The sequence below is a fragment of the Pseudomonas sp. Irchel s3h9 genome, from assembly GCF_900187475.1.
Lineage (GTDB): Bacteria > Pseudomonadota > Gammaproteobacteria > Pseudomonadales > Pseudomonadaceae > Aquipseudomonas > Aquipseudomonas neuropathica.
This window is the reverse complement of the sequence record NZ_FYDH01000007.1, coordinates 111173-138125: the sequence shown is the minus strand read 5'-3', so window position 1 is coordinate 138125 and position 26953 is coordinate 111173. Positions and strand designations below refer to the sequence as shown.

Here is a 26953-nt window from a genome sequence, read left to right as displayed (position 1 = left end):
GTTTCCCCCTCTTCATTGTGTGGCTCAAGGCGGAGGCGCTGATGCCCACCTCTTTGCCTGCGCGATTAAAGCTTTGATGGCGGGTAATGGCGAGAAAGTAGACAAAGTCTGCGACGTTGGCGCGGCTTACATTCATGAGGCCTCACAACTTGAAACCGGGATGGAAGCCGGACGAGCGACCACGTCAGATGATTCTACGGATCACGTAAGCGTATTTTGATGAGTTTCCCTCATTAAACTGTCGCATCCGACTCATCAGTTAAATTCCATGATCGGGAACGAAGGCCGGAAATCTTCTTCGTATCGCTATTTGCCACCGAGACTCCCTCCCCCATCGACGCTGATCACCTGGCCGGTAACGAAGGATGCTCCCTCGCTCAGCAGGAAGGTAATCAGCGAGGCCACTTCTGATGGCGTGCCCAGTCTTTGCATCGGAATGGTGGAGAGTATCTGACGCTCACCCTCACTTCCCACGGGTCGGTTTTTTCGGAAAAGCTCGGTGTCTATAGGGCCCGGTGCGACTGCATTGACCGTAATGCCAATGGGCGCCAACTCAAGAGCCCACGTACGAGTGACACCCACCAATGCGCTTTTTGCGGCAGCGTAAGCGGTTCTGTCACGGGCGCCAAAAATGGCACGGCTGCACACATTCACGATGCGCCCCGCAGACGATCGCTTCAGAGACGGCAGGCAAGCCTGGGTGATTTGTACCGAGGCTCTGACATTCAGGTCAAAAACGTTTTGGAGTGTTTCGAGTTCAAGCGTTTCCAGGCTTTGCGCAGACGCAACACCTGCGTTATTGACGACGGCATCAATAGAGGTCCGTTCCAGGAGTTTCTCAAGCATTTTCCTCGTTTGCTGAGCATCGCTTAAATCACAGAGCAACAGCTTCCCGGGAAAATCATCAACCGGATGCCTGGCGATGCCGACCACATTCCAGCCTGCCTGATTCAACTGAGTACTGAGTGCAAAACCGATCCCTTTGGTTGCACCAGTGACCAGTGCAGTTCGGCTGTTGTTCATGGTTACCCCTCTCATCAACGATCACCTGCGCCGCCAGAAGTAGACGTTCCAGATAACTCACTCCAAGCAATATGACCGCCCTTCAGTATCGGTGAATTTCAATCCGTATCCCCTCATTCGTATCTGGAGCACGAAAGTAGCTCGTTATCAAATCAAACTCAGCGTCGCTTGCTGTAAACTCATGCTCGGCGCGGCCATTGCGCCGATGTAGCCTGCCCCGACAGGTCTCATCATCCACTTCGATGTAGTGGAAACAGTGGGGAATTTCGGCAGCGTCAGCCAGACCGCGTAACCACAGCCGATCCTCTGGCGTGTTGGCCGGGAAATCCAGAACCACAGTCACGCCAGCCTTCAGCACATCGATGACAAGCGGGCCCACCAGTGCCCGAATCTGACGCGCAAGCCTCACGTAATCGGCCACTGATTGGATCTGATCAGGGTAAAGCCTTGAGAGCCAATAATCCTCACTCATCAAAATAGCCGACCGTTCAGACGCCAAGGCCTTGGCCAACGTCGATTTACCGGATGCAATCTTGCCTGACATCAAATGAAGCATTGGTTTGGTCATGGGGGACGTCTCCTTGTCGAGTTCTGATGATCTTCATTGAAAAGCATCGAAGCAACCGCATACCCACCACTGTCAGCTTTGGACTGGGCCCGGTTTTTCCAGCCAGAACTTCAGCCTTTCTTGCTTTTCTCTTCATCGTATTCTTCTTGGACCGCACGTAATAAGGATCCGAAATAGCCTCACTCGGTCGAAGGGACGGAAGCTTTGCTGCCCAAGCGTATGAGTTCATTGGAGAAACACAGGCCGACTATGATCAGCACCGCTCCCGCGTAGAGGCTTTCGCGCGGTACTTCATTGAGCGCCACAAACGCCAGCAGCGCGGCAAACAGTGGCTCGGTCAATTCCAGCGCTTGTACTTGGGATGGCTTGAGATACTCGATGGCCTTGGTTGTGCAGAAGAAGCCCAGGATTGTCGGCAGCGTGGCCAACGCCAGCAACGCGGCGATCGCCATCGGCGACAACTCGCCTATTACAAAACCATTGGCGGCAGCCGGCATCAGCAAGTACAGGCTGCCAAAGAACAGCAATTGGCGGGTGAAGTGCAGTCCTCCCGACACCCCCATACGCTTCATGGCCACCGAAAAGGCTCCATAGCCGGAACCGGCCACGGCGGCGAGCGCAGCACCTTGCAGTGTAAAGCCCTGCTGCAGGTCGCCGCCGAAGATTACCGAGATTCCGGCGATAGCCAGTGTGGCGCCAACAGTAGCGTTCGCGGTGATCGCGTCCTTGAGGAAAATGCGCCCCAGAATGATCGAGGAAATTGACGCGCTGGCCATCAGCACCACCACCACACCTGCCGCAGCGTAGTGTCGATAGGCGGACGTTTCGAAATGGAACAGCACAAAGATGCCAAGAAACGCGCAGACAGCCGCCTGCGTCCATTTGGTCGATGTCGCCGGGCGCTTGAGGAAAAACAACAGAATCGAGAGAAGCACGCAACCCAGTACGGTCTTGATGACAGCAACACTGGTAGAGGTGAAACCATTACTCATGAGTATTTTGCTGAGTACCCCGATCGTTGCGTTCAGTGCCGCAGCGGAGAGTGCAAATATGACGCCTTTCCTGAAAGTCGATTGCATGGATGACGATCCCTGTCGCTGAATGGTCGTTCGATAGAAAGCCGCCCTGTATCGACGGCGCAAAGTTTGAGCACACGAACAGCCGACTAATACCGATAGAGTGCTATTCGCCGTCATGTCGCCAACGGTCAGAGGGCCTGGCCTTTGGCGATGCAATACGAGTTGACGAACATGGCAGTGTGCTGCAGAGACTGACGTATATCCGGTTTGGCTATTCCGTGCCTGTTGGCAAATTGCTCAACCGCCGCCGTATTAAAACGAGTGGTCTGGATAAAATCCAGGGCTTCGGGTTTTGAATTCAAAAACCTCGCTACGGGAGGAATACTCAGTAGCAGCTTCAGTAATCGAAGTGAAATGTGATGCTTGGGAGACTTTAATCCCAACGGTTGTGCAACCTGTGCCAGGAGCTCTCGCAGGTTTGGCGTCTGGTCATCAAGCGCCAGCAGTTCCTGACCCACCATGGCAGGATCAAACGCACAAACTGCCACCAGTTCAGCCAGGTAATCCACGGTCACCAGTGGCAGCCAGTGCCTGGCGGTGCCGGGCACCGCAGTCAACTTGCCCTGCACAAGGTTGCGTATCAGCTCCACCAGCGGCTGACCGTCAAGGATATGCCCCGTGCCGCTGTGGCCACAGACCGTCGCAGGGTGGACAACAGTAATCTCCCCGCCCTTGGCTGACATGACCTCCAGGGTCGCAAAATGCGCCTCCAGCTTGCTTCCCTCGTAACCACCGACACGCCGGTAGACGGCAGGCCAATTCGTCCGTTCCGGATAGCAAGGGTCAATGCCGATGCGTTGTAGATGTTCATGATTTTTCAGCATGTAGCCGCCGATCATCACTAAACGGCTTTTTTGCTCAGCCGCCAACAGCGCCACGCGCTTTGCCCCTTCTACGTTCACCGCACGAGAGTGCTCCACTGAAAGCCCCCATGCGAAGTGCGCGCCCAAGTGGAACATGACGCTGGCGCGCCTCAGCACTTCTCGGTCAGCAGCGCTCAGCCCGAGGTTGTCGTGTTCCAGATCGCCAGCGACGGCGAATACCCGGTTTGCGCACCCGCCCAAATGATCGACTTGCTCGCGCAAGGCAGCCAGTCGCTCCGGGCGACGCATCAACACCCGAACGGTGTGACCTTTTGCACTCAGGTTCGCCACTAAATGTTGACCGACGAAACCCGTCCCGCCTGTGACAAAGCACTCCACGCTCATTTCCCTGTTCCTTGTTGAAGGTGAGAAATCAAGCGTAAAGTATCGACCCCACTCTACAGTCAAGCGGTGTTTCCATGAAAATCGGCGAACTCGAAGCGCGCAGCGGCGCCAGCCGTCATACGTTGCGCTACTACGAGCAAATAGGCCTGATCTCCCCCCTACGGCAAACCAACAACTATCGCGTTTACAACGAGCAAACTCTGCAGGATCTGGACTTTATCCAGCGCGCGCAAAGCATGGGATTTTCTCTGGGGGAAATCGGCGAGATTCTGGATGCGCAGCGGAACAAGCTGATCGATTGTGCTGAAGGCGCGAAGCTGATTGAAAAGAAGATGGCCGACATCAAACAGAAAATCGCCAACCTCCAAAGCGTTTATCGGTATCTGGATGAAGAGCGTGCAACCCTGGAAGCCAGTGCTGCCAGGCAACTTGAGCTTCAGCAACTGAGCAACGCTTCCAATCATTAAACCAGCACGTTTTCCCGGCGCATCATGGTGATCATTCCTGGCCGGTTTCTTTCAGTCACGATGGGCGGAATTCAGGCGTTCGGCTAGACGTGTACACCCATGCACAGCAGATATCAGCAGTCCGGCAACTCGCACCGCGCAGCAGCTTTCAACGTCATTTCCACGCTGCAGTCTCCCGAGACTCACTCATCACTCGGGTCATAACTGTTCACATTGGGCACTTGCAGATGCAGGCGCCCAAGCAAGTCAATCAACGTGTCGACCTCAGCCGGGGTCAATCCGCTGAGCAGTCGCGCTTCTCGCTCAAGTGCAACTTTGAGCGCGCGGTCATGCAGTTCTTTGCCGCTGGCCGTCAATCGCACGGTGTAACGCCGCGCATCCTTGGGATCCAGCTGACTGGTGATCCGCCCCGCCGCTTCCAATGTCTGCAATGAACGACTGACAGCGCTCTTGTCGAGACCGATCGCCTGACAGATTCGATTGGCGGTGATGTCGGATTCAACCGCCAGCATCGACAGCATCCGCCATTCAACCACGCCGATTCCGAAGTGTTTGCGGTAGCACTGGGAAGCCCCGGTGGCGAGTTTGTTCGCCAGGAAAGTCACCAGGCCAGGTACATAACGCGACAGGTTCAGTTGTGTATCGGTAGGCATCGAGAAAACACCGTAGATCGAAGATCTTGCAATTTGGTTGACACCGCAACTAAATTATCTGAGGATTCACTCAGCCTGTCATTGCGGACGATGCGCCGCATGATACGCCGTAGCACAACCTCAAAAAAATAATTAACAGGTCTTGCTTATGAACGCTCCCCAACTGTGCCCTTCCTTGGCGCCCATGATTACCCACCCTTTCTACTTCTTCTTGCCTGGCTGATTCGTCACCCGCAAGTCCCCCTTTCGTTTTTCAGCAGCCACTTCAATGTGGAGGGAGAAGTCATGCTTCAAGTCAGCGTCACCCGCAAAGTCGTCGAGGCCGAGAGTATTTGCAGTTTTGAGCTGTGCGCAGCGGACGATCAGCCGTTGCCACCGTTCAATGCCGGTGCCCATATCGACATCCACATTGCCGGCGGCCTCACCCGGCAATACTCGCTGTGCAATGACTCAAAAGAACGTCATCGCTACGTAATCAGTGTGCTGAAGGATCCCGCCTCACGCGGCGGTTCCACTGCGATGCACGACACCATCAGCCAAGGCCAGACACTCAGCATCAGCGAACCACGCAACCTCTTTCCACTCGCGGACTCAGCCAAGCGTCACCTGCTGTTTGGCGGCGGAATTGGCATTACGCCGATGCTGGCAATGGCGCATGAGCTTCATCATCAAGGCGCGGATTTCGAGCTGCATTACTGCTTTCGATCCAGCGAACGTGCCGCGTTTATCCGATGGCTCGGAGAGGCGCCCTTCGCCAGCCACGTGCATTTGCATGACGACAGCGGATCGCCCGAACAGAAACTCGACGCAACCGCCCTCCTCGCCGCGCCAGATACCACGACTCACCTTTACGTGTGCGGCCCCGCCGGTTTCATGAATTTTATCCTCGACACCGCGCAGATCGCTGGCTGGCCCGAAGATCGCGTGCACAGAGAGTTCTTCGCCGCCGCAACTGTCGATGCAAGCGCTGATGCGCCCTTCGAAGTTCAACTGGCGAGCACGGGGCAGATTTTTTACATCCCCGCCGATCGCACGGTTTTCGAAGTGCTCGATGAGGCCGGGATTGCCATCGAGTCATCGTGCGAGCAAGGCGTCTGCGGCACCTGTGTCACCGGCTTGCTCGAAGGCATTGCTGATCATCGTGATCAGTTCATGACGGCTGCAGAACACGCTGCCAACGACCGTTTCACCCCGTGCTGCTCACGTGCCAAATCGCCCCGCCTGGTATTGGATCTTTGACCTGAACCGAGCCTCGACCGCTCGCCGGAGAACATCATGACTACCGCTGACCACCCCCTTGCCCATGAAATTGCCTCGGCCACTGCGCCGAGCTTCCCCCTCGATCAATGGTACGTCGCAGCCTTGAGCCGCGAGCTGAAAGACCAACCCCTTGGCCGTACGTTACTGAACAAACCGGTGGTGCTTTTCCGCACGGCAGATAACCAGGTCGCCGCGCTAGAAGACCGCTGCTGCCATCGCGCATTGCCGCTGTCCGGCGGCACGGTGGAAGAGCGCGGTTTGCGCTGCGGTTACCACGGCCTGCTATTCAATGAAGGCGGTAAATGCATTGAAATTCCGGGCCAGGACAAGATCCCGAGCAAAGCCAAAGTCCCTGCCTACACCGTCCGGGAGCAGGATCAGATCATCTGGATCTGGTTCGGCAGCGCCGAGCATCCCGAGCCGACATTCGCGCCACCGACCTACGACGTGCACAGCAGCGGTAAATACCTGTTCGACGGTGATGTTTACCACTACGACGCGCCCTATCAACTCATCCACGACAACCTCATGGATCTCAGTCACCTGGGCTACGTCCATCTGCACACCATTGGCGGTAACGCCAGCATTCATATGAACGCGAAGATGAACGTTGATGGTGATGACTCAATGGTTCGCGTGGTTCGCCACATGCCCGATTCCGTTCCGCCGCCGACCTACACCGCGGCCTACCCGTTCAAAGGCAACATCGACCGGTGGCAGGAGATCGAATTTCACTTCAATCACCTGCGCATCTGGACCGGCGCGATAGATGCAAGCACGGACGATCTGAACAACCCGGATCGAGGCGGCTTCCACATGCGTGGTTTTCACGGCGTGACACCTGAAACAGACACCACAAGCCACTATTTCTGGACCATGGCCACTAACCCTGAACATGATCCCGAGGCCGTCACAGCCAAAGTTCTGCATCAGACGCGATTGACGTTCGACGAAGACAAAGTGGTGATCGAAGCGCAGTACCAGAACATGTGCCGGTTCGGTACGCGCCCGATGATTGATATTCACGTCGACGTCGGGGCCAATCGTGCTCGTAGAATCATCGAGCGACTGCGCAATCCAACGGGTTGATTGCTTCAGAACAGTGGCGGCGGCAAACGCCGTCCACTGTGTTCAAAGCCTGCCGTTCTCTTACTGTCGTTAAAGGAATGCCTCAAACAGCCCGATCACTCTTCGAAAATAGCCACCGCGCGCACAAAACCTGCGGACGCATGCCGGATCTTGTAGGGAAAGCACGACACCGTGAAGCCGCTCGCTGGCAGGGATTCGAGGTTGGCCAGTTTTTCCATTTGCCCGTAGCCGATATCGCGCCCGGCCTTATGCCCTTCCCAGATGATCGAGGCATCGCCGCTGGCAGCAAAACGCTCACGGGTGTATTTGAACGGCGCGTCCCAGCTCCAGGCGTCAGTGCCGACCACGCGCACACCACGTTCCAGCAGATACATCGTCGCTTCGCGTCCCATGCCAATGCCGGCGTCGAGATACCCGGGCTGCCCGAACAGCGCACCGGCGCGTGTGTTGATCAGCACGATATCCAGTGGTTGCAGCGTGTGCTCGATACGCGCCAACTCCGCTTCGACCTCTTCTGCCGTGACCACGTGACCGTCGGGCAAATGGCGAAAATCCAGCTTGACCCCCGGCTGCAAACACCAGTCCAGCGGCAACTCATCAATGCCAAACGCCGGCTCGCCGCCATCGGTGGTCGAGGCGTAATGCCACGGCGCGTCCATGTGGGTGCCGCTGTGGGTGGTGATCTGCAAGCGCTCGGCGGCCCACGATTCATGGCCGGGCATCTGCTCAAGCTGCAAACCCGGAAACATCGCCGCCATCTCCGGCCAGCCTTGCTGGTGGTCCATGTAATCGATTTTCGGCAACAGCGGCGGCGGATCTGTGTACGGGTTGTTATCGAGGGTCACCGAAAGGTCGACCAGACGACGTTTACGCTGGATAGGCTGTGACATGAGGCGTATCTCCGTTCAACGGCAGATGCCGAAAAGGGGCTGGGTTGAGGGCGTTGCGAATAAGCGTGGCGACGTTGCCGTCATGGCTGAAGCCGACAGCGCGGGCTTGCGGGGTTTTCAAGGGCGGCATGCGCCCAAACAGATTTTCAAGGTCAAGGTCAGCGGCAAAACTGATCAGCGCACGGCGTTGCTCGCCGTAATTCGCCGCCAGTGCATCAATGACCTGGGCAATGGACAAGTGCAGCACCGGCAGTTGCCAGACCCGCTGTTGCGCGGTGGCGTCATCCAGTTCGGCGGCGTGGATCAGGTTGTTCACGCAACAGCGCGCCGACATCCACCACGCTGTTGCTTGCGGTGATACCGGGCAGCAATACTCAGCGCCCTCGGCAAAGGCCCGCATCAAGTCGCTCATGAAGGCCGAGCGCAAGCCGTTGGGTTCGCGTGGACGCGCGACAATGCCCGGCAGGCGCACCGCGCGGCTGTCGACCTCACCGCGCCGACCCAGATCGATCAGCGCGCGCTCGACCATCATCTTGTGTGTGCCGTACGACAATTGCGGGTGCAGTTCAGCCTGCTCGTTCATCTTTGCCGGCAGATCAGCGCCGTACACCGCCACGCTGCTGGCATACACCAACACCGGAGGTCGCGCCTTGTTGCGCAATTGATCAAGCAGTTCGAGGCTGGCCAGCAGGTTGACCTGATAACCCGATTCGTAATGCGCCTCCGCCGCTCCGCCGGGAATGCTGACCAAGTGAAACACCACGTCGATGCCATCGGCCAGGACACGGCGCATCAACGCCGCATCCGTCACGCTGCCGCTGTGCCGACGCAGGCGCGGGTCGTCTGGCAGGCCTTGGATATCGGTGTCCAGCACCAGCAACGAACGAATGACTTGCCCGCGCAAACTGCCGCGTGCGAGCAGACAACGCAGCAGTTCACGGCCGACAAAGCCATTGGCTCCGGTAATCAGTACACGCATGGGCGTTCCTTAGCCGTTGGCTTTGACGACGCGTTGATCGATCGCACCAAACAGTGACTGACCATCGCTGCCGGTGACGTCCATGCGCACGCGATCACCGAAACGCATGAAGCCTGTCACCGCCGCGCCTTGCTCGATCATCTCGATGGCCCGGCGTTCGGCGATGCACGCCGAGCCGACGTTGCGCTCGGCGTTCGACACCGTGCCGGAACCGATCAGCGTGCCGGCGCGCAAGCGTCGGGTTAAGGCTGCGTGGGCGATCAGTTGGCCAAAATGAAAGTTCATCTGCGCGCCGTGCGGCTGGCCAAACCACTCGCCGTTCCACTGCACTTGCAAGGGCAAATTGACGCGGCCGTCTCGCCAGGCTTCGCCGAGTTCATCCGGGGTAATCGCCAACGGGGCAAAACTGGAGGACGGTTTGGCTTGCAGGAAACCAAACCCGGTGCGCATTTCCCGCGGAGCGAGTGCACGCAGGCTGACATCGTTGATCTGCAGGATCAGCTTGATGTGCTGCAACGCCTTTTCCGCCGAACAGCCCATCGGCACATCATCGACCAGCACGACAAATTCGCCTTCGAAATCGATGCCCTGGCTTTCGCTCGGCAGTTCGATGTCATCGTGTGCGCCGATGAAGTCATCACCGGCGCCCTGGTACATCAACGGCGTGCGATCAGCGCCTTCGATCGGGTCGAGGTTGAACGCCTTCTGCATCAGTGCACCGTGACTGAGAAACGCCGAGCCATCGCACCATTGGTAAGCACGCGGCAACGGTGCCATCGCCTGCGCGGGGTCGAAGGCAAAGGCTTCGCGGCAATCGTTATTTTCAAGTTCACGCGCCAGGGCTTGCAAACGCGACTCGGCTTCAGCCCAGTTTTCGATGGCGTGCTGCAAGGTCGGCGCTACCGAACGGGCGTCCAGCGCCCGGGCCATGTCGCGCGAAACCACCACCAATCGGCCGTCACGGCTATCGTTTTTCAAGGTTGCGAGCTTCATGATTTTTCTCCCGGGCAGTCTTGCAATTCAGCGGCGAAACGCCCGTCCAGCAGAATAAACACCATGCGCGCCATGGCCTCGGTACGGTTGCTCCACGCGTGGTTGGTGCCGCGCTGAACCACCACATCGCCGCGTTTGAGGTGGACTTCTGTATCGTCGAGCACCAGCCAGACTTCGCCTTCGGTGACGATGCCGTAATCGAGGGTTTCGGTGCGGTGCATTAGTTTGTGCCGCGAGTTCGCCTGACCGGTACCGGCATGCGCCTGGCCAATCTCGGCAAATGCGGCTGCTGCATCGGCAGCGCTGACCTGGTTCTGCACGCTGTCTGGCGGAATGTCGACGACGCGAATCACACTGCCCTGCGGGCCGGGGCTCAGTTGTAAGGGTTTGCTGGTTGGATCATCGGCATTGTCGAGCAGGGCCGGACTGCCGCTGCTGTTCCATATTTCATGAAACACCGTGCCTGGCACCGCTTGCAGTGCGAAGACGTTAGCGGTTGCTCCGAGACTGGCGACGACCGCACGGCCCTGGGCGTCATGCCCGGTGACCACGCGTTTGAAAGGGGGAAGCGCTTGCATGGAAAATCCTCGTTCAATGGCCGTTGCCGATGGAGTCGTGACCGCCGACATGGGTGCGGGTCAACAGTCCACCGAGCCTCGGTACGGACAGACAAAACAGCGCCACGACCAGTTGCAACCAACCGATCATGGCTAATGCTTGAGGCAACGCCGTGGAAGTCCCGGAAGTGATGGCGAGTACCACCACCGGGCTGATGAACTCGCCGGCAAAAATCGCGGCGGTGAAGCACCCCGCCGCTCGCCCACGCTGAGCAAAACCGACTTGCGCCATGATCCAGGTGATCAACGTCGGCAACATCAGGCCGATGCCCAGACCGTTGACCAGAACCGCGACCACCACTTGCGCGTGGCTGCCGGCAGCGGCCATCAACAGGCCGCCGATGCCGGCCAGGCCATAGGCAATCAGCAACAGATGCTGGCTGCGCAGACCGCTCAACAAACGGAAACTCAAGGCCCCGACAAGCACACCGAGTTGATTGGCACCCATGGTCATGCCGATCTGCTGCGGCGCATCCACGTGCAACAAGTTGAGCAAGTAGCCGGCCTGCACCGGCACGATGAACAGGCTCAGGCCCGCGAGCAGCGACAACGCATACAGGGGTGTCAGTGCGCGCCACGGAAACAGGCGCTGGACTGGCACCGGCACCGTTGCTGCCGGCTGCACGCGGGGTTGCGGTTCCCAGAGTTTCCACGCCATCAGCGGCAGGAAGATCAGCCCGACTGCGTACAGGGCAAACGGCGTGCGCCAGTCGTCCTGTCCGAGAAAACCACCCAGCGCGATAAACACCGCAGCAGAGAGCGACGTTGCGACCATTTGCAGTGCAAACAGGCGTTCACGGCGTGCGCCGCTGTAGTAGTCGCCCATCAGCGTGGTGCAGCAGGTCATGATCCCCGCCTCCGCCAGACCGATGCCGGCGCGGCTGGCGACAATCGCCAGCAGAGAATCCAGCCACAGCGGCAACACACCGCAAAGCGCGTACAAGGCCATGCTCGCCAACAACAGCGGTTTGCGTCCGAGCCGATCGGCGATGACCCCGGCGAACGGCGCCAGTAATGCAATCACCAACGCTGGCAAGGTCAGCACGATCGGCACCAGCACGGTGCTGCCCGCGACCTCGGCAAAATGGGCCTGCATGCGCGGCAATACCGGTGCGAGCAATACCGCGCCAAGCACTGGCAGACAGCTGCCGAGCAGCAACAGCAAAGACTGCGTCAAACCGGCGCGGCGGCCGCTGTTTTCAAATGAAGACTCAACGGCCATGACAGGTCTCCCGATGACGCGCTTGATGAACATCTACCGCCACCGCTCGCGACGGCACGGCCAGACTGATGGCCTCCTCCGGCGTTTCTGCGTCGGTGTTCGTGCGCCGTGCAGGCAGCAGAAAGTACGCCAGCGCTGGCAACAGCAGCAGCGCGCCGACCATGTTCCAGACGAACATGAACGCCAGCAGCACGCCCATGTCAGCCTGGAATTTGATCGGCGAGAAGATCCACGTGGCCACGCCAATGGCGAGCGTGATACCGGTGAGCATCACCACTTTGCCGGTGGACACCAATGCGCGGTAATAGGCTTCAGACAGGCTCGCGCCCTGGCGCAGATGACCGAGCAGGATGCTCATTACATACAACGCATAGTCGACGCCAATGCCGACACCCAACGCGATCACCGGCAACGTCGCGACCTTCACGCCGATGTTCAGCCAGACCATCAATGCTTCGCAAAGGATCGAGGTGACCATCAGCGGAATCACCGCGCACAGCGTGGCGCGCCACGAACGGAAGGTGATCAGGCACAGGACGATCACCGCCCCGTAGACCCAGAAGAGCATCTCGCGATTGGCCTGCTTGACCACGATATTGGTCGCCGCTTCGATGCCGGCATTGCCCGCTGCCAGGAGGAACTGCACATCATCGTTGTTATTGGCAGCGGCGAACTGCTCGACGTGCTCGACCAGCCGCGTCAGCGTTTCAGCCTTGTGGTCGGTGAGGTAGGCGTACAGTGTGAGCAGGCTGCAATCCTCGTTGTACAAGCCGCGTGGCGCACTGGCGGTGATCATGTTGAGCATCGCCTGATTGTTCTGCAGCTCGTACCACTTGGCGCTGCCTTCGCTGAGGCCAACCAGCATGCGCCGGTTGAGCAAGGCCAGCGAGTTGGTCGAATCCACGCCCGGCAATGCACGCAGTTGCCAGTCCAGCGCATCGACTTTGGCAAGGATGTCGTAACGCGCACATTGCCCGGCCGGGGTCTTGACCATCACTGCGAACAAATCACTGCTGGCGCCGTAATGCCGGGTCAAAAACGCATCGTCCTGGTTGTAGCGTGAGTCGGCCCGCAGCTCCGGTGCACCGGCATTCAGATCACCGATCTTCAATTGCAGGCTGACCACAAAGCCCAATGCCGCCAACGCCAGGCTGATGGCAATGCACAGGCTGGCCCAGCGACGTCGGGTAAACAGATCGAGAAAACGCCAGAAGCCATGACGCCGCGCGCCGGCCTGATCGCTCTGCTCGCTCTTCAGGCTAAGTTGCGCCGCTCGCGGCGTTACGCCGACATAGGACAGCAACACCGGCAGCAGAATCAGGTTGGTGAAAATCAGCACCGCCACACCGATGCTGGCGATCACCGCCAGATCCTGAATCACCTGGATCTTGATCAGCATCAGCACGGCGAAACCCACTGCATCGCAGAGCAATGCCGTCAGCCCGGCCAGAAACAGCCGTCGAAAGGTGAAGCGCGCGGCAACGACCCGGTGCATGCCGCGACCGATGTCCTGCATGATGCCGTTCATTTTCTGCGCGCCGTGGCTCATGCCGATGGCGAACACCAGAAACGGCACCAGCACCGAATACGGATCCAGTTGATAGCCGAGCAACGGCAACAGACCCAGCTGCCAGACCACCGCCACCAGCGAACAGAACACCACTAGCACCGTGCTGCGCAGGCAGCGTGTGTACCAGAACAGCACGGCGGTGGTGATCAGAATCGCTACGGCGAAGAACAACAGGATCTGCTTGAGCCCGGCAATCAGGTCGCCGACCTTTTTCGCGAAACCGGTGATGTGAATGTCGATCCTGTCGTTCTGGTACTGGCTGCGCAACGCCTCCAGTTGCTCCGACAACACCGAGTAATTCAGCGCCTGGCCGTCGGCAGTCGTCGCCAGTAACGGCACGTAAATGATGCTCGAGGTTTGATCGAACGCTACCAGTTGGCCAAGCTCGTTGGAGCGCTGCACGTTACGGCGCAAGGCCTCGAGACTGGCCGGTGTGCCGGCGTAATCGTCCGGAATCACCGGGCCGCCATCCAGTCCGTCTTCAGTCACCGCGACCCAACGCGTTGCCGGCGTCCACAGCGACTTCATGTAGGCACGGTCGACGCCGGGCAGCAGGTAAAGCTTGTCGCTCAAGGCCTGCAAGGTTTTCAGATAATCAGCGTCGTAGATATCGCCCTGGCGATTGGCGACGACAATGCGCAAGGAGTTGCCCAGACCGCTGAGCTGCTTTTGATGTTGCAGATAATTGGCGATGTAAGGTTGTTGCGTGGGAATCATCTTTTCAAAACTGGCGTTCAGCTCGACGCGCGTGGCCTGATAGCCCAAGAAAAGCGTGGTCACCAGGCACACCAGCAACACCCACAACCGATGATTGAACAAAGTGCGTTCCACGACCGAGCCGGAGCGCGGGTCGAAACTCGCCAGGCTCGCCGTGGCGTTGTCGAATGGTTTCATAACCTCACTCCGAAGCTGTAGCAGTGGGCGACGCCAAGCGCGTCACCCCGGTGAAACCGGCCAGCACCAGGCTGCCATCGGCGGCCTGCACGACGCTGGCAATCGGTTTGCCCAGCGGTTTGCCGAAAGGCTCTAGGGTGGGTGCATCACCCGAGGTGCGAAACATTGCGCCCGCCTGATTGACCAACAACAACTGGCCGTCAGCGCTGCGGATCGCATCACTGAAGGACACCGGCATCGGTACCGGCGCGGGCACGAAGCTGTTGCCGCCGTCGGTGGAAATGAACGCGTTGCCTTTCAGCCCTGCCGCCAGCAGCGCTCCGTCATCGCGCAGTTGCAGGGCGAAGAAACTGCCGCTGTACGGGCTGTCGAGCGCGATGAAGGATTGTCCGCCGTCCTCGGAACGGGCCACGTAGCCTTGCTCGCCAGCGATGAACCAACGCTCGCCTTGTTGCGCGATGGCATACAGGTGCGCGCCCATCGGATTGTCGATATGGCCCATCAGCGACTGCCAGCTCACGCCGCCGTCTTCGGTGGTAAAGGCGAGGCCGTAGGCGCCGACGATCAGGCCGTGACGCGCATCGGTGAACTTGAGGCTGAGAAACGGTTTGTCCGCGCCTTCGCTGACCATCCGTTCGGCGGTTTGCACGCGTGCCGTCGCTGCGTCGGGGTCAGTCGCTGTGGGCAGTTGCTCGCGTGCGGCGTGCAACTCCAGTTGCGCAGCACGGTTGCCGTCCAGCTGCAAAGCCCATTTTTCACCACCGTCATGGGAGACCAGCACCGCACCGGCATGACCGACCGCCCAGCCGATGTTGGCATCGACAAATTGCACCGCCGTAAGGCTGACGGACACCGGCACCTGCGCCTGCCGCCAATTGATGCCGTTGTCATCGGAGAGCAAGACGATGCCGCGTTCGCCGACCGCCACCAACCGCGCACCTGCCCGCGCCAGATCAAGCAAGACCGCTTGCCGGGCCTGCGGCGCGCGCATCGCCGGCGTGTGCAATACATCACCAACGGCAGCAGCCTGAGCCTGGCTTACGGGTAATACGCAAGGCAGCGCCAGCAGCGCTAACAACCGCCCGAGCACCTGACAGATTCTATTCATACCGACCTCGAAACCACCTGTGAAACCGGATCGCCACACCTGTCGCGATCCGGCCCGATTCAACGAACCCCGGCACCCGCCATCGCCGCCGGCGAGAATTCAGACGCCTTGTAGCGATCGACCACGCCATATTGCTCAGGCAGGCCGGTGTAGACGTTCTGGATAAACCAGGCGCCGGAGGTCAGGTCGTAGAAACCCGAAGACAGCTGCGCCTGCGCTGGCAGATCCGGCAGCACGGCGGGCAGCGACCACAAGGTTTTGGCGAGTTGGCCGTTGGCGTCCCAGCGATCGCCGAGCATGGCCTGCCAGGTGTCTTCGTCGAGGTAGTAGCGGCCCTTCGGCAACTGGTGACGCTTGCCCGGCGCGAGTTCGGCGTCCACCACCCACACGCGATGCAATTCCCAGCGCACGTAATCAGGGTTCATGTGGTGAGCCAGAAACAGGTCTTCCGGTTTGCCGGCGGTCAGGACTTTGTTGGTGTTGTAAGGGATGTACATTTCCTGCTTGCCGACCAGCTTCCAGTCGAAGCGATCGATGCGTCCCTGGAACACGCTCAACTCATCGAACGACATCACCCCGGCGGTGGCCGGCGTCGGTGTGTCGCAGCAGGCATTCGGCAACTTGCGCACGCGGCGCTGGCCGGTCAGATAGACGTGGGCCTGGGACTTGTCGCCGTTGATATTGGTGCGCCCCATGATTTGCTCACCGGCACGCAACGGCGGGCCGACATTAAGCAGGCGGAACAGCCAGTAATCACCGGCGAAGCTTTCCGGCGTGCCGTCCTGGTAGTAATAAGGCATGTCCTGGATCGCCTGGCCGTCGGTGGTCATCACCTGTCTGCCGTCTGCAGTCATCAGGTAATGACGAAAGTGCATGGCCAGTGACGTGCCGCGCCAGTTGAGGATGTGGTTCCACATGGCTTCCGCGCCGTTATGCGGAATCGGGAATGGAATACCGCCAAACGCACCTTCGGGCACAGGTCCAGCGCTGCTCTCGACCAGCTTGGCGCGGGTCGCGTTTTTCAGGGTGTTGTCATACACCCATTGCGGTGCGGCGGCCGTGCGACGGGTCGGATAGACATCGATGCGATAGGTGTCGGGAAAACGCTTGAACATCTCCTTGGTGCCATCGCTGAGCTTGGCGGCGTATTGCGCAAGATTCTTCGAGGTGATGCTGAACAGCGGCTTGTCGGCCGCAAACGGATCGTTGCGTTTGCCGCCGGGTTTGTACGCCGGGTCAACTTTGGTGTAACCGCCCTGCCACGCCGGAATGCTGCCGTCGGCATTACCTGCGCGCTCGGCCCCCATTGGCGTGAGACTGCTCGACAGTTTGGCCGCCTCTTCTGCGGTGGCCGCAGTCGCAACCTGGCTCAGGACGGTAAGCGTTCCGAGCAAGGCAAAGCACAGAGCCTTCAGGCGCGGGAGACGATTGTGGTGGTGAGAAGTCATGCGCAAGTCCTCTTAAAACGTGGTCTTGACGGAGAAAGCCAGGTAATCCCGATCTTTCAGCGATTGCTGGAAATTGAATTGGCTGGCCGCGTTGAGGTTGGTGTTCTCGGGGCCGTAGTAATGCGTGTACGTCAGGCCGGCGGTCACACGGTCGAGGTAGGTCGCGGTAATACCGATATTCATGTCACCGCCGTTATCCGCGCCGAACGAACTGACAACCGCCGATTTGCCAAGCGGGAAATAGCTCAGGCCAACCGGAATGCTGATATCCACGCCGGGGAAAAACTGCCGATAAGTCGGGGTGTAAACCATCTTGAAGCCGAGACCGTCATCGGTGGCGTTGGGGTCTAGTGCGGCACGGTTTTTCGTGACGCTGAGCAGACGGTTCCAGGCGACCTCACCGACGAATCCGGACTCCTTGGCAATGAAGTTCGGCCCGAACGATGCGATCACGTTGAGGTTGATGTGCGCGGTGCGCCCGACGGCATAAAGCGCGTCATCATCGTTGTCGGCAGCAACCCCCGGTAGCACCGTGACGCCGTTGGACACCAGCGGCATGTTCCAGCGCATCGAGGCTTCACCGGCAAAGCTGTAGGCATCGACCGTGGTGGAGAAACTCGCGCCCAGCGCGCGGATGTCTTCTGGGTAAACCCAGTAGTAATCGCCGATTTGGCCCGTGCTGAAGTTCGGTGCGCCAGTGGAAGGTCTGAGGTACAGCTTGGGGGTCTTGTCGTGGTACTGAATGGCATAGAGACCGTACTCCACGGTCTCGGCGCTGTATTTCAGTTGCAGGCCACCCTGCCCCGAATCTCTGGCATCTTTGTCTTTGCCATGGAAAAACGCCGCCGGACTGCTGGCGTTACCACCCAGAAACGCCGGAAACGGTGCGCCGACAATCAGGCGTTCATTGCCTTCACCGATGGTGTCGCTGGTAGAAAAGTAGCTGCCTGCGCCAGGCAAGCGTGTTTCTTCCCATTCCAGTTGGTAAAACGCACCGAGGGACACGTCATCGGTCAGTTGGAAGGTGCCCGACAGTTGATTGACCGGACGGGTGATTTCCTTGAACTGCGTGTTAGGCACCGACTGCGCCTTGACCACGTCAACCGGGGCCATGCCACCGGCAATGCCGTTGGCGCCGAAGAACAAGCTCTCGCCCCAGATCAGACCATGACGGCCGGCGCGCACTGACGTTGCGCGGTCGGCCAGTTCACCGTTCCAGTAGACGAACGCGTCGAGGATTTCGCCGTCACCACCGTGCAAATGACGGGTGTCATCGGTGAACTCGTCGTAGCCGACCGAACGCGCGTTGGCGCGGCTTGGATCGTTATTGTCGTTGTTGCCCTGGTACTCGCTGTCGTACCACGCTGCACCGCTCAAACGTGCGCCGAAATCCTGAAAGGACAGATCCAGCTCCGAGAGGATGTCGGTGCGATTGGAGATCAGGCCTTTTTTGAACGCACGATCGCCATCGTCCTGATTGAGCGCCACCTGACCCTCGGTCAACTTGCTGCTCGGATTCTGCGTGCGCCAGGCAGCGCTGTACTTGATCGTGTTGTCCCAGCGCAGCTTGAAATCCGGGTTGCCGGTATCGATGTCGAAAGCGTGAGCGGCCTGGCTGCACAGCACCAGCAGCGCAGCAACGCTCAAACCAAAGGGTGCAGACGAGCAGACCGGGCGACGCGCGAGCGCCGCAGTCGTAGAACTAACCATCGCGTTAACCTCTTGTTTTTATAGTGGTAACTGCTGTGGATGAGTCGCAGGTGGGGCTTAGATTGGCTCGGCTGTGCGCGCGAGCATTTGCTTGACCAGGCCAATGCGATCGAAGTCGCGGTCGTGTTGCATCTCCTTGTCTCCGGCCAGCACCGAGCTTTCGCTGATGTATTTGCAACGTTCGAAACGCCGCGCCATAAAGCGCTGCAACTGCTGCTCGACGCTGGTGGCGGCGGACTGCTCGCGAGTCAGTTCTTCGCTGAGCACAATCGCGTCTTCGATGGCCATGCCGGCGCCTTGGCCGAGGTGCGGCGTGGTGGCGTGGGCCGCATCGCCGATCAGCAGGACGCGTCCGCGATGCCACGGCTCATCGACGAACACCACTTCCATCGGCTTGTAGACGACCTGACTGTTGTCAGTGATTTGCTCGCGCAGTTCGCCGATCAGACCGGTAAAACCTTGCAGGCGCTGGCGCATCTGCGCGGCCAGATCGGCAGGATCCATCCACGGATTGGACGGTTCGTGGGAGGTCAGAAACAGGTACATCAAGTTGCCGGCCAGCGGCACCAGCCCGGCGTTGCCGTCAGCGCTTTGATAGTTGGCCAGATGGTCGATTTGGGGCGCGCGGGGAAAGTTGTAGCGCCACACCGACTGACCAGTGAAACTCGGGGTGTAGGCATCGCCGAAGACCAGGCTGCGCACTTTCGAGAACAGTCCGTCGGCACCGACCACCAGGTCGTAGTGGCCGCGATTGCCGTCGGTAAACAACACGTCGACCTCTGTGCCGTTGTCGTCCAGCGCTTCCACACTCAGGCCCAAACGGACGTTGGCACCGAGTTGCAAGGCGGTTTCGCTGAGGACCTTGTGCAGCGCCAAGCGGGAAATACCGACGTTGGCTGGGTACTGCGGACCAGCGAGGCGTTGACCCGGAATGCGCGCCAGTTGCTGTCCGCCGGGGCCGTAGATGGCGACGTCTTCGAAGGCATAAGCGGCATCGAGATAGCCGTCGAGAACGCCCAGCTTGGCCATTTCGCGGACGACGTTGCTCTGCTGAATAATCCCGACGCCATAGACTGTCCATTCGGACTTGAGCTCGATCAGGTCGACCTCGATACCTTTACGCCGCAAGGCGATGGCCGCACACAAGCCGCCGATACCACCGCCCACGATCAGAACGTTGTTCACTGCACTCATGGTGTTCTCTCTTTTTATTCTTGTGATCGATGCTGCGTCGGGCACGGCATCGTTGGATGAAGCTTCCCGGCAAAGCAGGGATTTGACTAATCGCGAGTAGGGATGCGATGTATCGCCGTACGCGATACCTCGATTTATCCTGGCAGCGGCAAGCCTTCAGGCATTTGCACCAGCAGCCAGCCATCCTTCTCGCAGCTCGGCAGCGTCTCCAGCGTCTGGCCCAGGCACGGGCCGTAAATGCACTCGCCCGTCGCCGGCAGAAATTGCGCACCGTGGGCGTAGCAGACGATCAGCTGGCCATCGGCGGACAGGAAACGGTCCTTGCGATACTCCAGGCGCACGTCCAGATGCGGGCAACGGTTGCGATAGACCCGCACCTGATTGTCATGACGCAGGGCAAACACGCTGTCGCGTCCCTGCGCCAACGGATCGAACCCGCGCGCCCGGCCCTCCTCCAATTCGTCCAGCCGACACAATGGCTGCGCAATAGCGCTCATGATCAGCGCGGCCCTCAACCGAGCTTCGGCGGCGGACCGCCCGGCGCCCATTTTTCTTTCGCGCTGAACAGGAACAGCTGCGAGTTATCCGCCGACAGCGGCGCGCGACGGGCCTCCCAGGCGTCATCGTGCTTGTCCATGTCAGCGTCGTATTCAATGTGGCAGCCCAACGGACTGTTGAAGTACCAGAACCAGTTGGAGCCAAACAGGTGACGGCCAGGGCCCCAGAAACTGGTCCAGCCCTTTTGCTCGAATCGCGTCCCGGCCAGCAGCACTTCGGTGCCACTGCCCATGTGGAAGGTGAAGTGTTCGCAGCCTTTCATGTGCGGCGGGGTCTGGATCATGAACAGGCAATGGTGATCATCGGAGCCTGCCGGGCGCATGAACGGCCCGGCGCCAATGAAAGTGTCGGTGGTGCGAAAACCCAGACGCTCGGCGTAAAAGGCTTCAGCCTTTGCCGCATCAGGGACGAAATACACCACGTGGGACAAAGTGCGCGGAGCAGCGCCCATATCGAGGGTAATGCCCGGCTGGTTAAGTGGCCGCTGTGGCGCATGACCGGCGGCATTGGTCAGGTCATCCGGTGCGCTGTAAGGCCTGCGTACGCTGACCTGAAAAGCGATCGCGAAACCCATGTCGTCAACGCTGTGCAGCACGTCGTGCTGATCACGACGGACGATGCGATCTCGGGCCAGCTCATCTTCGATGGCATCCAGATCGCTGATCGCGCCGACCCCGTAGACCGTCTCGCGAATGGACGGCGCCGGGCCGATTGCCGCCGGCAAATCAGGATCGTCGGCTCGACGGATAATCACGGCGGTGCCGTCCAGCGCTTCGAAACGCCCGCCTTCGCTGTCAACGCCGACCGGCGCAAGGCCGTAGTCGCGCAGGCAATCGGTGCAGGCTTGAATGTCATCGACGCCAAAAATCAGGGCATCAAGGCCAATGATGTTCATGGCTTACCACTCCATTGAAATTATGATCCGGTGACGGTCGCCATGGACGCCTTGCAGCGCGCCGGGCCTGACTGGAAACCGGTGGTGGTGTCGGCAGCAGGGCCGACTGCGGCGAAGATTGGCGTACGGGCTGAGCGCTGACTAATCGCGAGTCGGGATGCGACCTATCGGCAAACGCGATACCTGCGACGAAGGTTGACGCGCCAATGGATTCGTTCGAATGTATTGCGAAAATAAATACAAAAACGGACCTGCCCATGCGTTTCAACCATCTGGACCTGAACCTGCTGGTCGCGCTCGATGTATTGCTCGAAGAGCAGAACATCACCCGCGCTGCCGAACGCCTGCACATGACCCAATCCGCCACCAGCGGCGTGCTCGCGCGTTTGCGCACCTACTTTGAGGATGAGTTGCTGGTCCAGGTGGGACGCAAGATGCAGCCCACGCCCTATGCCACGGAACTGGCCAAACCGGTGCGTGAAGTCCTGCTGACGATCCAGTCTTCAATCACCGCCAAACCGGTGTTCGACCCGGCCACCAGCAAGCGCCATTTTCGCTTGGTGACCTCGGACTATCTGATCAGCGTGCTGTTCGCCCAGGTGATCCAGAACATTCACCAGCAAGCGCCCAACATCACCTTTGAAATGCTCGGCCCCAGCGACAATTCCGGCGAGTTGCTGGTACGTGGCGAGGTCGACCTGATGATTGTTCCCGAGCGCTACATCATTGAGGGCCACCCTTCGCGCCTGCTGTTCGAGGAAGAACACGTGTGCGTGGTGTGGCAAGGCAATACGCAAGTCGGCGACAGCCTGACCCTTGAGCAGTACATGGAGATGGGCCATGTCTCGGTGGGCTTCGGCCGTACCCGGCACATGAGCATCGAAGAATGGTTCATGAATCAATACGGCTTCAATCGGCGCATTGAAGTGATCACCAGCGACTTCAATACCCTGCCGCAACTGATTGTCGGCACGCAGCGCATCGCCACGATGCACCAGCGCCTGGCGAACCTCTACGCGCACTATCTGCCGCTGCGCATCCTGCCGCCGCCGGTGAAAATCCCGGTCATGCGCGAGTACATGTTGTGGCACCGCAGCGTTGATGGCGACCCGATGCACCGCTGGCTGCGCGAACGCATCAGCGAATCCATCCAGCATCTGCAACACGTGCCCATCGTATCTCGCGATACCTCGTATCCGCCGTCACGATTGGCCAATTAGTCGGGTGATCCTTAACGTGCCTTGGGAATGCCAAGGCAACCATAAGGACAACAATAATCATGTTTCGCTATTTCCCGACCAACTACGTTTGGAATCTCTCTGTCGACCTGGCCATTGAAATGGGCGCCCGCATGGGTGAAATCGAAGAGATGTGCGCCCCGCTGCAAGAGGCGGCCAAGCAGCCGGACGCCGCCGGCACTCGAGCCTTTCGCGAAACCTGGGCGAAAATGGCCGACAAGCTCTGCGGTCTGGCCGAGGAAGACGAAGGCAATGGCCGGATGCTCTCGGCTGGCGAAAAATACAACCGCGCCGCCACTTACTATTTGACCTGCGAGCGTTTGCAAGCCCACGGCGCTCCGGGGCGTACCGAGCTTTATCAGCGTTTTCTCCAGACCTTCAAGCGCGGCGTCGAACTGTCGCGTGAAAACTGTGAACGGGTGGAAATTCCTTACGAAGGCAAACATCTTTCCGGCTTGCTGGTGCGCGCCGAAGGCGTCGAGGGGCCGGCGCCGATACTGGTGCAGGTCAACGGTCTGGACTCGACCAAAGAAATGAAATACCGCGTGGGCCTGCCAGCGTGGCTGGCGAAACGCGGCATCTCTTCGCTGATCATCGACCAGCCCGGCACCGGCGAAGCGCTGCGCCTGCATGGCCTGACCGCACGATTCGACAGTGAACACTGGGCCAGTCGCGTGGTGGATTGGCTGGAAACCCGAAACGACGTTGATGCTGCACGCATTGGACTCGAAGGTGTCTCATTGGGCGGCTATTACTGCCCGCGTGCGGTTGCATTCGAACCGCGCTTCGCCTGCGGCGTTGTGTGGGGCGCCAACCACGACTGGCGTGATGTGCAAAAGCGTCGACTGGAAAAAGAAGGCAGTTTCCCGGTACCGCACTACTGGGCGCATGTCTGCTGGGTGTGGGGCGCCAAGGACGTCGAAGAGTTCATGACCATCGCCGAAAACGTCCACCTCGATGGCGTGCTCGACCGGATCAAGGTGCCGTTCCTGGTGACCCATGGTGAGCAGGATTCGCAGATTCCGTTGAAATGGGCGCATCGCACCTACGAACAATTGGTCAACAGTCCAAAATGTGAACTGAAAATCTTCACCGAACGTGAAGGTGGTGTGCAGCATTCGAGCTTCGACAACAGCATCAATGCCGGGCAATACATTGCTGACTGGGTTGCTGAAACCCTCGGCGGTCGCACCGCTTGATCCACTGAAAAACACGCCATAAAAAACGCCGGATAATCTTTCGATTGTCCGGCGTTTTGCATTAACGAATTCAAGCGCTGGCGCAGCTATTGATGCCATCAATACGCAGCCATCGATGCAATCTGCTGGTCGTCTCCTCGCCTGCTTACTAGCCTCTCTTTGCATAACAATCACATAGCGAAGACGCCATGACTGCCCTGTACCTGAAATGCCAGACCCTGTTTGACGGCACCGGACTGGAGACCCGCCAACAACAGACATTGATCGTCGAAAACGGCCTGCTCAGTTACGTTGGGCCCACCGCGCTGGCACCCGCTCCCAAGCCAGGCGATACCCAGGTGGATGCGGGGGATAATTTCGTGATGCCGGGGCTGGTGGACGTGCACACGCATTTGGCCTTCGGCAACGCTCAAAGCGAAGAAGACATTGATCTATGGACCAGTGACGAATTTCGCGCGTTGCGCGGGATGTTCTTCGCGCAACACGTACTGGCCGCCGGCGTCACCAGCATGGTCTGCCCCGGCGACAGCGGCCAGCTCAGCATTGCGGTGCGCAATGCGGTGACCGCAGGTTTATTTGAAGGGCCGAGGATCGCAGCCAGCAGCCGCGTCATCACCAATCGGCAGAGTCTCAATGACTGGTTCCCGAGCCGGGTCGGTGCTCCTGAATACTTCACCGCCCAATTGGTCACCAGCCGTAGCGACGCCCTCGCGGAGATTCGCAAGCAGGCCAAGGACGGCGTCGACCTGATCAAGATCGCCATGGACGGCACGCACCGTCGTCCCAATGGCGAAATCATTGCGGCCTTCACTGCCGACGAAACCTTCGAAATGGTTGAGGAAGCGCACCGTCTGGGCTGCAAGGTCGCCACCCATGCTTACGGTCGCGAAGCCGTGATGTACGCGGCGCGTGCAGGCGTTGATCTGGTTTTCCATGCCTTTTACATGGACGACGCGTGCATAGAAGCGTTGCTCGAGGCCGGCAGCATCCTAGCCCCGACCATGACGTTCCCGCAGAACACCGTGGACTTCTGCCAGCCCCATGATCCGGCGATCAGCACCGGTTATGCGGGTTATTGCGCACGCACGCTGGAGGTCGGTTCGGCGGTACTCAAACGCGCCAAAGCGGCCGGCGTACCGTTCGCCTGCGGCAGTGACAGCGGTTTTGCGGTGACGCCCTATGGCGAATGGCATGCGCGCGAACTGGAGCTGTTGGTCACGCGCCTGGGATTCACTCCGGCCGAAGCGCTATATACCGCGACCGCTGTCGGTGCGCGCTGTATGCCGCGCGGTGAAACCCTCGGCTCGCTGCAAGTGGGCAAGCAGGCAGACTTCCTCGTGCTCGACGGTTCACCGCTGAATGACATCCGCATCCTTCAGGATCGCTCGCGCCTGAAGGCCGTTTACAAGGCCGGCCAACCGGCGCGCATGGATCGCAGCCCCTACAACCCCAAGCAAGTGTCCGACTTCAATTCGCTGAAATGGACGGACCTTTACACCCGCGACCGCGTTGCCCAACTGGGCAAGTGGGCTGTATGAGGACTGAGGCCATGCAACGACTTGATTTACGGACTGCGACGAACATGGCCAGCGATGCCATCCGCATCGCTCGGGAAACCGGGATCAAACCGCTGGGCGTCGCCGTACTGGATGCCGCCGGTCATCCGTTGGCCGTTCTGCGCGACGAACACGCCACGTTCCTGCGCACGCAAATCGCCAACGGCAAGGCGCGTGGCTGCCTGGGTATGGGTTTTGGAGGCCGTGAACTGGCGCGACGCGCGCAAGCCATGCCGGCGTTTTTCGATGCGATCAACAGTTTGACCGGCGGTGAAGTGATTCCGGTGGCGGGCGGCGTGCTGATTCGTAATGCCGAGGGCGTGGTGCTCGGGGCCATCGGCATCAGTGGCGATACCTCGGACAACGACGAACGCTGCGCATTGCTGGCCATCGCCAAGGCCGGATTGGTCGCCGACAGCGGCGATCAGACAGAGGGTTGATCGAGCAACGCGGCCTGTTCCAGAAGCAGGCCGCGAAACCACTGCATGACCGGGTCATGTTCTTGATAGGGATGCCATTGCAAGACTTGAACGGCCTCGGGAAAAGCAATCGGTGCCGGGTGAATGCGCAACGGATAACGCTGAGCGAAGCGCTGCGCCTGTCGTTGAAACACCGTGGCAATGCGCGCGGTGCCGACAATGAATTGCGGCATCAGCACAAAGCTTTCAACGGTCACCGCCACTCGCCGCTCAATGCCGAGTTCATGCAGGTGCACGGCATCCATTGCCAGGTTTTGCCCGTTGGCAAACTCGCGCACCACGTGCGCCGCGCCGCAAAAGTCGGCCAGGCTCAGTTGCTCGGCAAACTGTGGCTGTTGCGCGCAGACGATACAACAGAGCTGGTCAGTCATGAGCGGCACATGGGGATAGGCCGGATTCAGCCGTCGTTGCGGCACGATCACGCAATCACTGCGCCGATAATCCAGCGCTTCGCTGACGACATCACCGTCGCGCGGGACAGGCATGTCGCGCAGGCTCAAGCGAATGCCCGGAGCGATGCGCGCCAAAACACGGCTGACCGCTGGGAGCAGCACGTCGGCGACGTAATCAGAGGCCACCAGAGTGATGTGTCGGTCGCAGTTCGCCGGATCAAAATTCAGCGGCGCGTCAACGATCTCCCGGGTCAGTGCCAACGCTGCACGTACTTTGGGCAGCAACGTCTGCCCCAACGCGGTGAGCTCCAGGCGTCGGCCCACTTGCACGAGTAACGGGTCGTTGAAATGCTCACGCAAGCGGCCCAATGCCGAACTGGCAGCTGACTGCCCCAGGCACAGGCGCTCGGCCGCCCGGCTGACGCTGCATTCGCTCAGCAAAGCGTCCAGCGCAACCAAGAGATTAAGGTCGAGGCGTCGATATCGCATGTCGGTTCCGCTGAAGGTGATGGTGACGTCTTTGCGCCCGGTTTGCGGGCAGGATCAAAAACGAATCATGACCTTAGCGAGCTGTGTACCCATGCGCCAATCGCATGTGTCGTTGGGAGGTATCGCTAACGAAGATACCAAGCGCCAGTGCGCGCTATAGCAGGTAAGCAAAAGC

At 59.5% G+C, this 26953-nt stretch carries 25 protein-coding genes and 1 pseudogene; 7 read left to right on the top strand and 19 right to left on the bottom strand.

The genetic code is table 11. From position 1 onward, the window contains the following. Positions 1-10: 10 nt before the first annotated feature. The 5 genes and pseudogenes from CKW26_RS13625 to CKW26_RS13605 form a co-directional block, all read right to left on the bottom strand. Positions 11-136: pseudogene (locus CKW26_RS13625) on the bottom strand (LysR family transcriptional regulator); the annotation flags it as partial. 170 nt (positions 137-306) lie between these two features. After that, positions 307-1023, bottom strand: a complete 717-nt coding sequence (locus tag CKW26_RS13620) for an SDR family oxidoreductase (protein WP_095049093.1) — start codon at positions 1021-1023, stop codon at positions 307-309. A gap of 82 nt (positions 1024-1105) precedes the next feature. Next, the gene (locus CKW26_RS13615) at positions 1106-1591 is read right to left on the bottom strand and encodes an ATP-binding protein (RefSeq protein WP_095048959.1); all 486 of its coding nucleotides are present in this window, start codon (positions 1589-1591) and stop codon (positions 1106-1108) included. A 179-nt stretch (positions 1592-1770) separates the two neighbouring features. Next, positions 1771-2670 carry a DMT family transporter gene (locus CKW26_RS13610; protein WP_095048958.1) on the bottom strand — a complete coding sequence of 300 codons (900 nt, stop codon included), beginning with the start codon at positions 2668-2670 and terminating at the stop codon, positions 1771-1773. Between the two features lie 128 nt (positions 2671-2798). Beyond that, positions 2799-3878: an SDR family oxidoreductase gene (locus tag CKW26_RS13605; protein ID WP_095048957.1), complete on the bottom strand. Its 1080-nt coding sequence runs from the start codon at positions 3876-3878 to the stop codon at positions 2799-2801. A gap of 74 nt (positions 3879-3952) precedes the next feature. Here CKW26_RS13605 and CKW26_RS13600 point away from each other — a divergent pair, with 74 nt between their 5' ends. After that, positions 3953-4345 carry a MerR family transcriptional regulator gene (locus tag CKW26_RS13600; RefSeq protein ID WP_095048956.1) on the top strand — a complete coding sequence of 131 codons (393 nt, stop codon included), beginning with the start codon at positions 3953-3955 and terminating at the stop codon, positions 4343-4345. 182 nt (positions 4346-4527) lie between these two features. Here CKW26_RS13600 and CKW26_RS13595 read toward each other — a convergent pair whose 3' ends face one another. Next, entirely contained in the window at positions 4528-4998 is a 471-nt protein-coding gene (locus CKW26_RS13595) for a MarR family winged helix-turn-helix transcriptional regulator (RefSeq protein WP_095048955.1), read from the bottom strand. 285 nt (positions 4999-5283) lie between these two features. Here CKW26_RS13595 and CKW26_RS13590 point away from each other — a divergent pair, with 285 nt between their 5' ends. Beyond that, positions 5284-6237: a PDR/VanB family oxidoreductase gene (locus CKW26_RS13590; protein ID WP_095048954.1), complete on the top strand. Its 954-nt coding sequence runs from the start codon at positions 5284-5286 to the stop codon at positions 6235-6237. A 36-nt stretch (positions 6238-6273) separates the two neighbouring features. After that, positions 6274-7347, top strand: coding sequence for an aromatic ring-hydroxylating dioxygenase subunit alpha (locus CKW26_RS13585; RefSeq protein WP_095048953.1), 1074 nt, complete (start codon positions 6274-6276; stop codon positions 7345-7347). Between the two features lie 95 nt (positions 7348-7442). Here the strand turns inward: CKW26_RS13585 and CKW26_RS13580 are convergent, their stop codons facing one another. The 12 genes from CKW26_RS13580 to CKW26_RS13525 all read right to left on the bottom strand — a co-directional run bounded on the left by CKW26_RS13580 (position 7443) and on the right by CKW26_RS13525 (position 21425). After that, positions 7443-8237 carry a cyclase family protein gene (locus tag CKW26_RS13580; RefSeq protein ID WP_095048952.1) on the bottom strand — a complete coding sequence of 265 codons (795 nt, stop codon included), beginning with the start codon at positions 8235-8237 and terminating at the stop codon, positions 7443-7445. Further along, positions 8215-9216 carry an NAD-dependent epimerase/dehydratase family protein gene (locus CKW26_RS13575; protein ID WP_095048951.1) on the bottom strand — a complete coding sequence of 334 codons (1002 nt, stop codon included), beginning with the start codon at positions 9214-9216 and terminating at the stop codon, positions 8215-8217. The genes CKW26_RS13580 and CKW26_RS13575 overlap by 23 nt, the downstream gene beginning before the upstream one ends. A 9-nt stretch (positions 9217-9225) precedes the next feature. Next, positions 9226-10209 carry a fumarylacetoacetate hydrolase family protein gene (locus CKW26_RS13570; protein ID WP_095048950.1) on the bottom strand — a complete coding sequence of 328 codons (984 nt, stop codon included), beginning with the start codon at positions 10207-10209 and terminating at the stop codon, positions 9226-9228. Beyond that, on the bottom strand, positions 10206-10787 hold the full coding sequence (locus tag CKW26_RS13565; protein ID WP_095048949.1) for a cupin domain-containing protein: 582 nt from the start codon (positions 10785-10787) through the stop codon (positions 10206-10208). The genes CKW26_RS13570 and CKW26_RS13565 overlap by 4 nt, the downstream gene beginning before the upstream one ends. Before the next feature lie 13 nt (positions 10788-10800). Beyond that, the gene (locus CKW26_RS13560; protein ID WP_095048948.1) at positions 10801-12048 is read right to left on the bottom strand and encodes an MFS transporter; all 1248 of its coding nucleotides are present in this window, start codon (positions 12046-12048) and stop codon (positions 10801-10803) included. After that, the gene (locus tag CKW26_RS13555; RefSeq protein WP_095048947.1) at positions 12038-14512 is read right to left on the bottom strand and encodes an RND family transporter; all 2475 of its coding nucleotides are present in this window, start codon (positions 14510-14512) and stop codon (positions 12038-12040) included. The genes CKW26_RS13560 and CKW26_RS13555 overlap by 11 nt, the downstream gene beginning before the upstream one ends. Positions 14513-14516: 4 nt before the next feature. Next, on the bottom strand, positions 14517-15620 hold the full coding sequence (locus tag CKW26_RS13550) for a YCF48-related protein (protein ID WP_095048946.1): 1104 nt from the start codon (positions 15618-15620) through the stop codon (positions 14517-14519). Positions 15621-15679: 59 nt separating this feature from the next. After that, entirely contained in the window at positions 15680-17068 is a 1389-nt protein-coding gene (locus tag CKW26_RS13545; RefSeq protein ID WP_095048945.1) for a DUF1329 domain-containing protein, read from the bottom strand. Between the two features lie 12 nt (positions 17069-17080). Beyond that, on the bottom strand, positions 17081-18778 hold the full coding sequence (locus tag CKW26_RS13540; protein ID WP_095048944.1) for a DUF1302 domain-containing protein: 1698 nt from the start codon (positions 18776-18778) through the stop codon (positions 17081-17083). 57 nt (positions 18779-18835) lie between these two features. Beyond that, complete coding sequence (locus tag CKW26_RS13535) at positions 18836-19972, bottom strand: FAD-dependent oxidoreductase (protein ID WP_095048943.1); 1137 nt, start codon at positions 19970-19972, stop codon at positions 18836-18838. 134 nt (positions 19973-20106) lie between these two features. Then, positions 20107-20469 (bottom strand): Rieske (2Fe-2S) protein, encoded by a 363-nt coding sequence (locus tag CKW26_RS13530; protein ID WP_095049092.1) that lies wholly within the window; start codon positions 20467-20469, stop codon positions 20107-20109. Positions 20470-20483: 14 nt separating this feature from the next. Beyond that, positions 20484-21425 carry a VOC family protein gene (locus tag CKW26_RS13525; protein WP_095048942.1) on the bottom strand — a complete coding sequence of 314 codons (942 nt, stop codon included), beginning with the start codon at positions 21423-21425 and terminating at the stop codon, positions 20484-20486. A 257-nt stretch (positions 21426-21682) separates the two neighbouring features. On the opposite strand from CKW26_RS13525, the gene CKW26_RS13520 reads away from it, so the two are divergent. The 4 genes from CKW26_RS13520 to CKW26_RS13505 all read left to right on the top strand — a co-directional run bounded on the left by CKW26_RS13520 (position 21683) and on the right by CKW26_RS13505 (position 25858). Continuing rightward, the gene (locus tag CKW26_RS13520; RefSeq protein ID WP_095048941.1) at positions 21683-22645 is read left to right on the top strand and encodes a LysR family transcriptional regulator; all 963 of its coding nucleotides are present in this window, start codon (positions 21683-21685) and stop codon (positions 22643-22645) included. A 59-nt stretch (positions 22646-22704) separates the two neighbouring features. Next, entirely contained in the window at positions 22705-23862 is a 1158-nt protein-coding gene (locus CKW26_RS13515; protein ID WP_095048940.1) for a S9 family peptidase, read from the top strand. A 188-nt stretch (positions 23863-24050) separates the two neighbouring features. Then, on the top strand, positions 24051-25400 hold the full coding sequence (locus CKW26_RS13510; RefSeq protein WP_095048939.1) for an amidohydrolase family protein: 1350 nt from the start codon (positions 24051-24053) through the stop codon (positions 25398-25400). A gap of 11 nt (positions 25401-25411) precedes the next feature. After that, positions 25412-25858 (top strand): heme-binding protein, encoded by a 447-nt coding sequence (locus CKW26_RS13505; protein WP_095048938.1) that lies wholly within the window; start codon positions 25412-25414, stop codon positions 25856-25858. On the opposite strand, the gene CKW26_RS13500 is transcribed toward CKW26_RS13505, so the two are convergent. Further along, the gene (locus CKW26_RS13500; RefSeq protein ID WP_095048937.1) at positions 25843-26778 is read right to left on the bottom strand and encodes a LysR family transcriptional regulator; all 936 of its coding nucleotides are present in this window, start codon (positions 26776-26778) and stop codon (positions 25843-25845) included. The genes CKW26_RS13505 and CKW26_RS13500 overlap by 16 nt on opposite strands. Positions 26779-26953 lie beyond the last annotated feature (175 nt).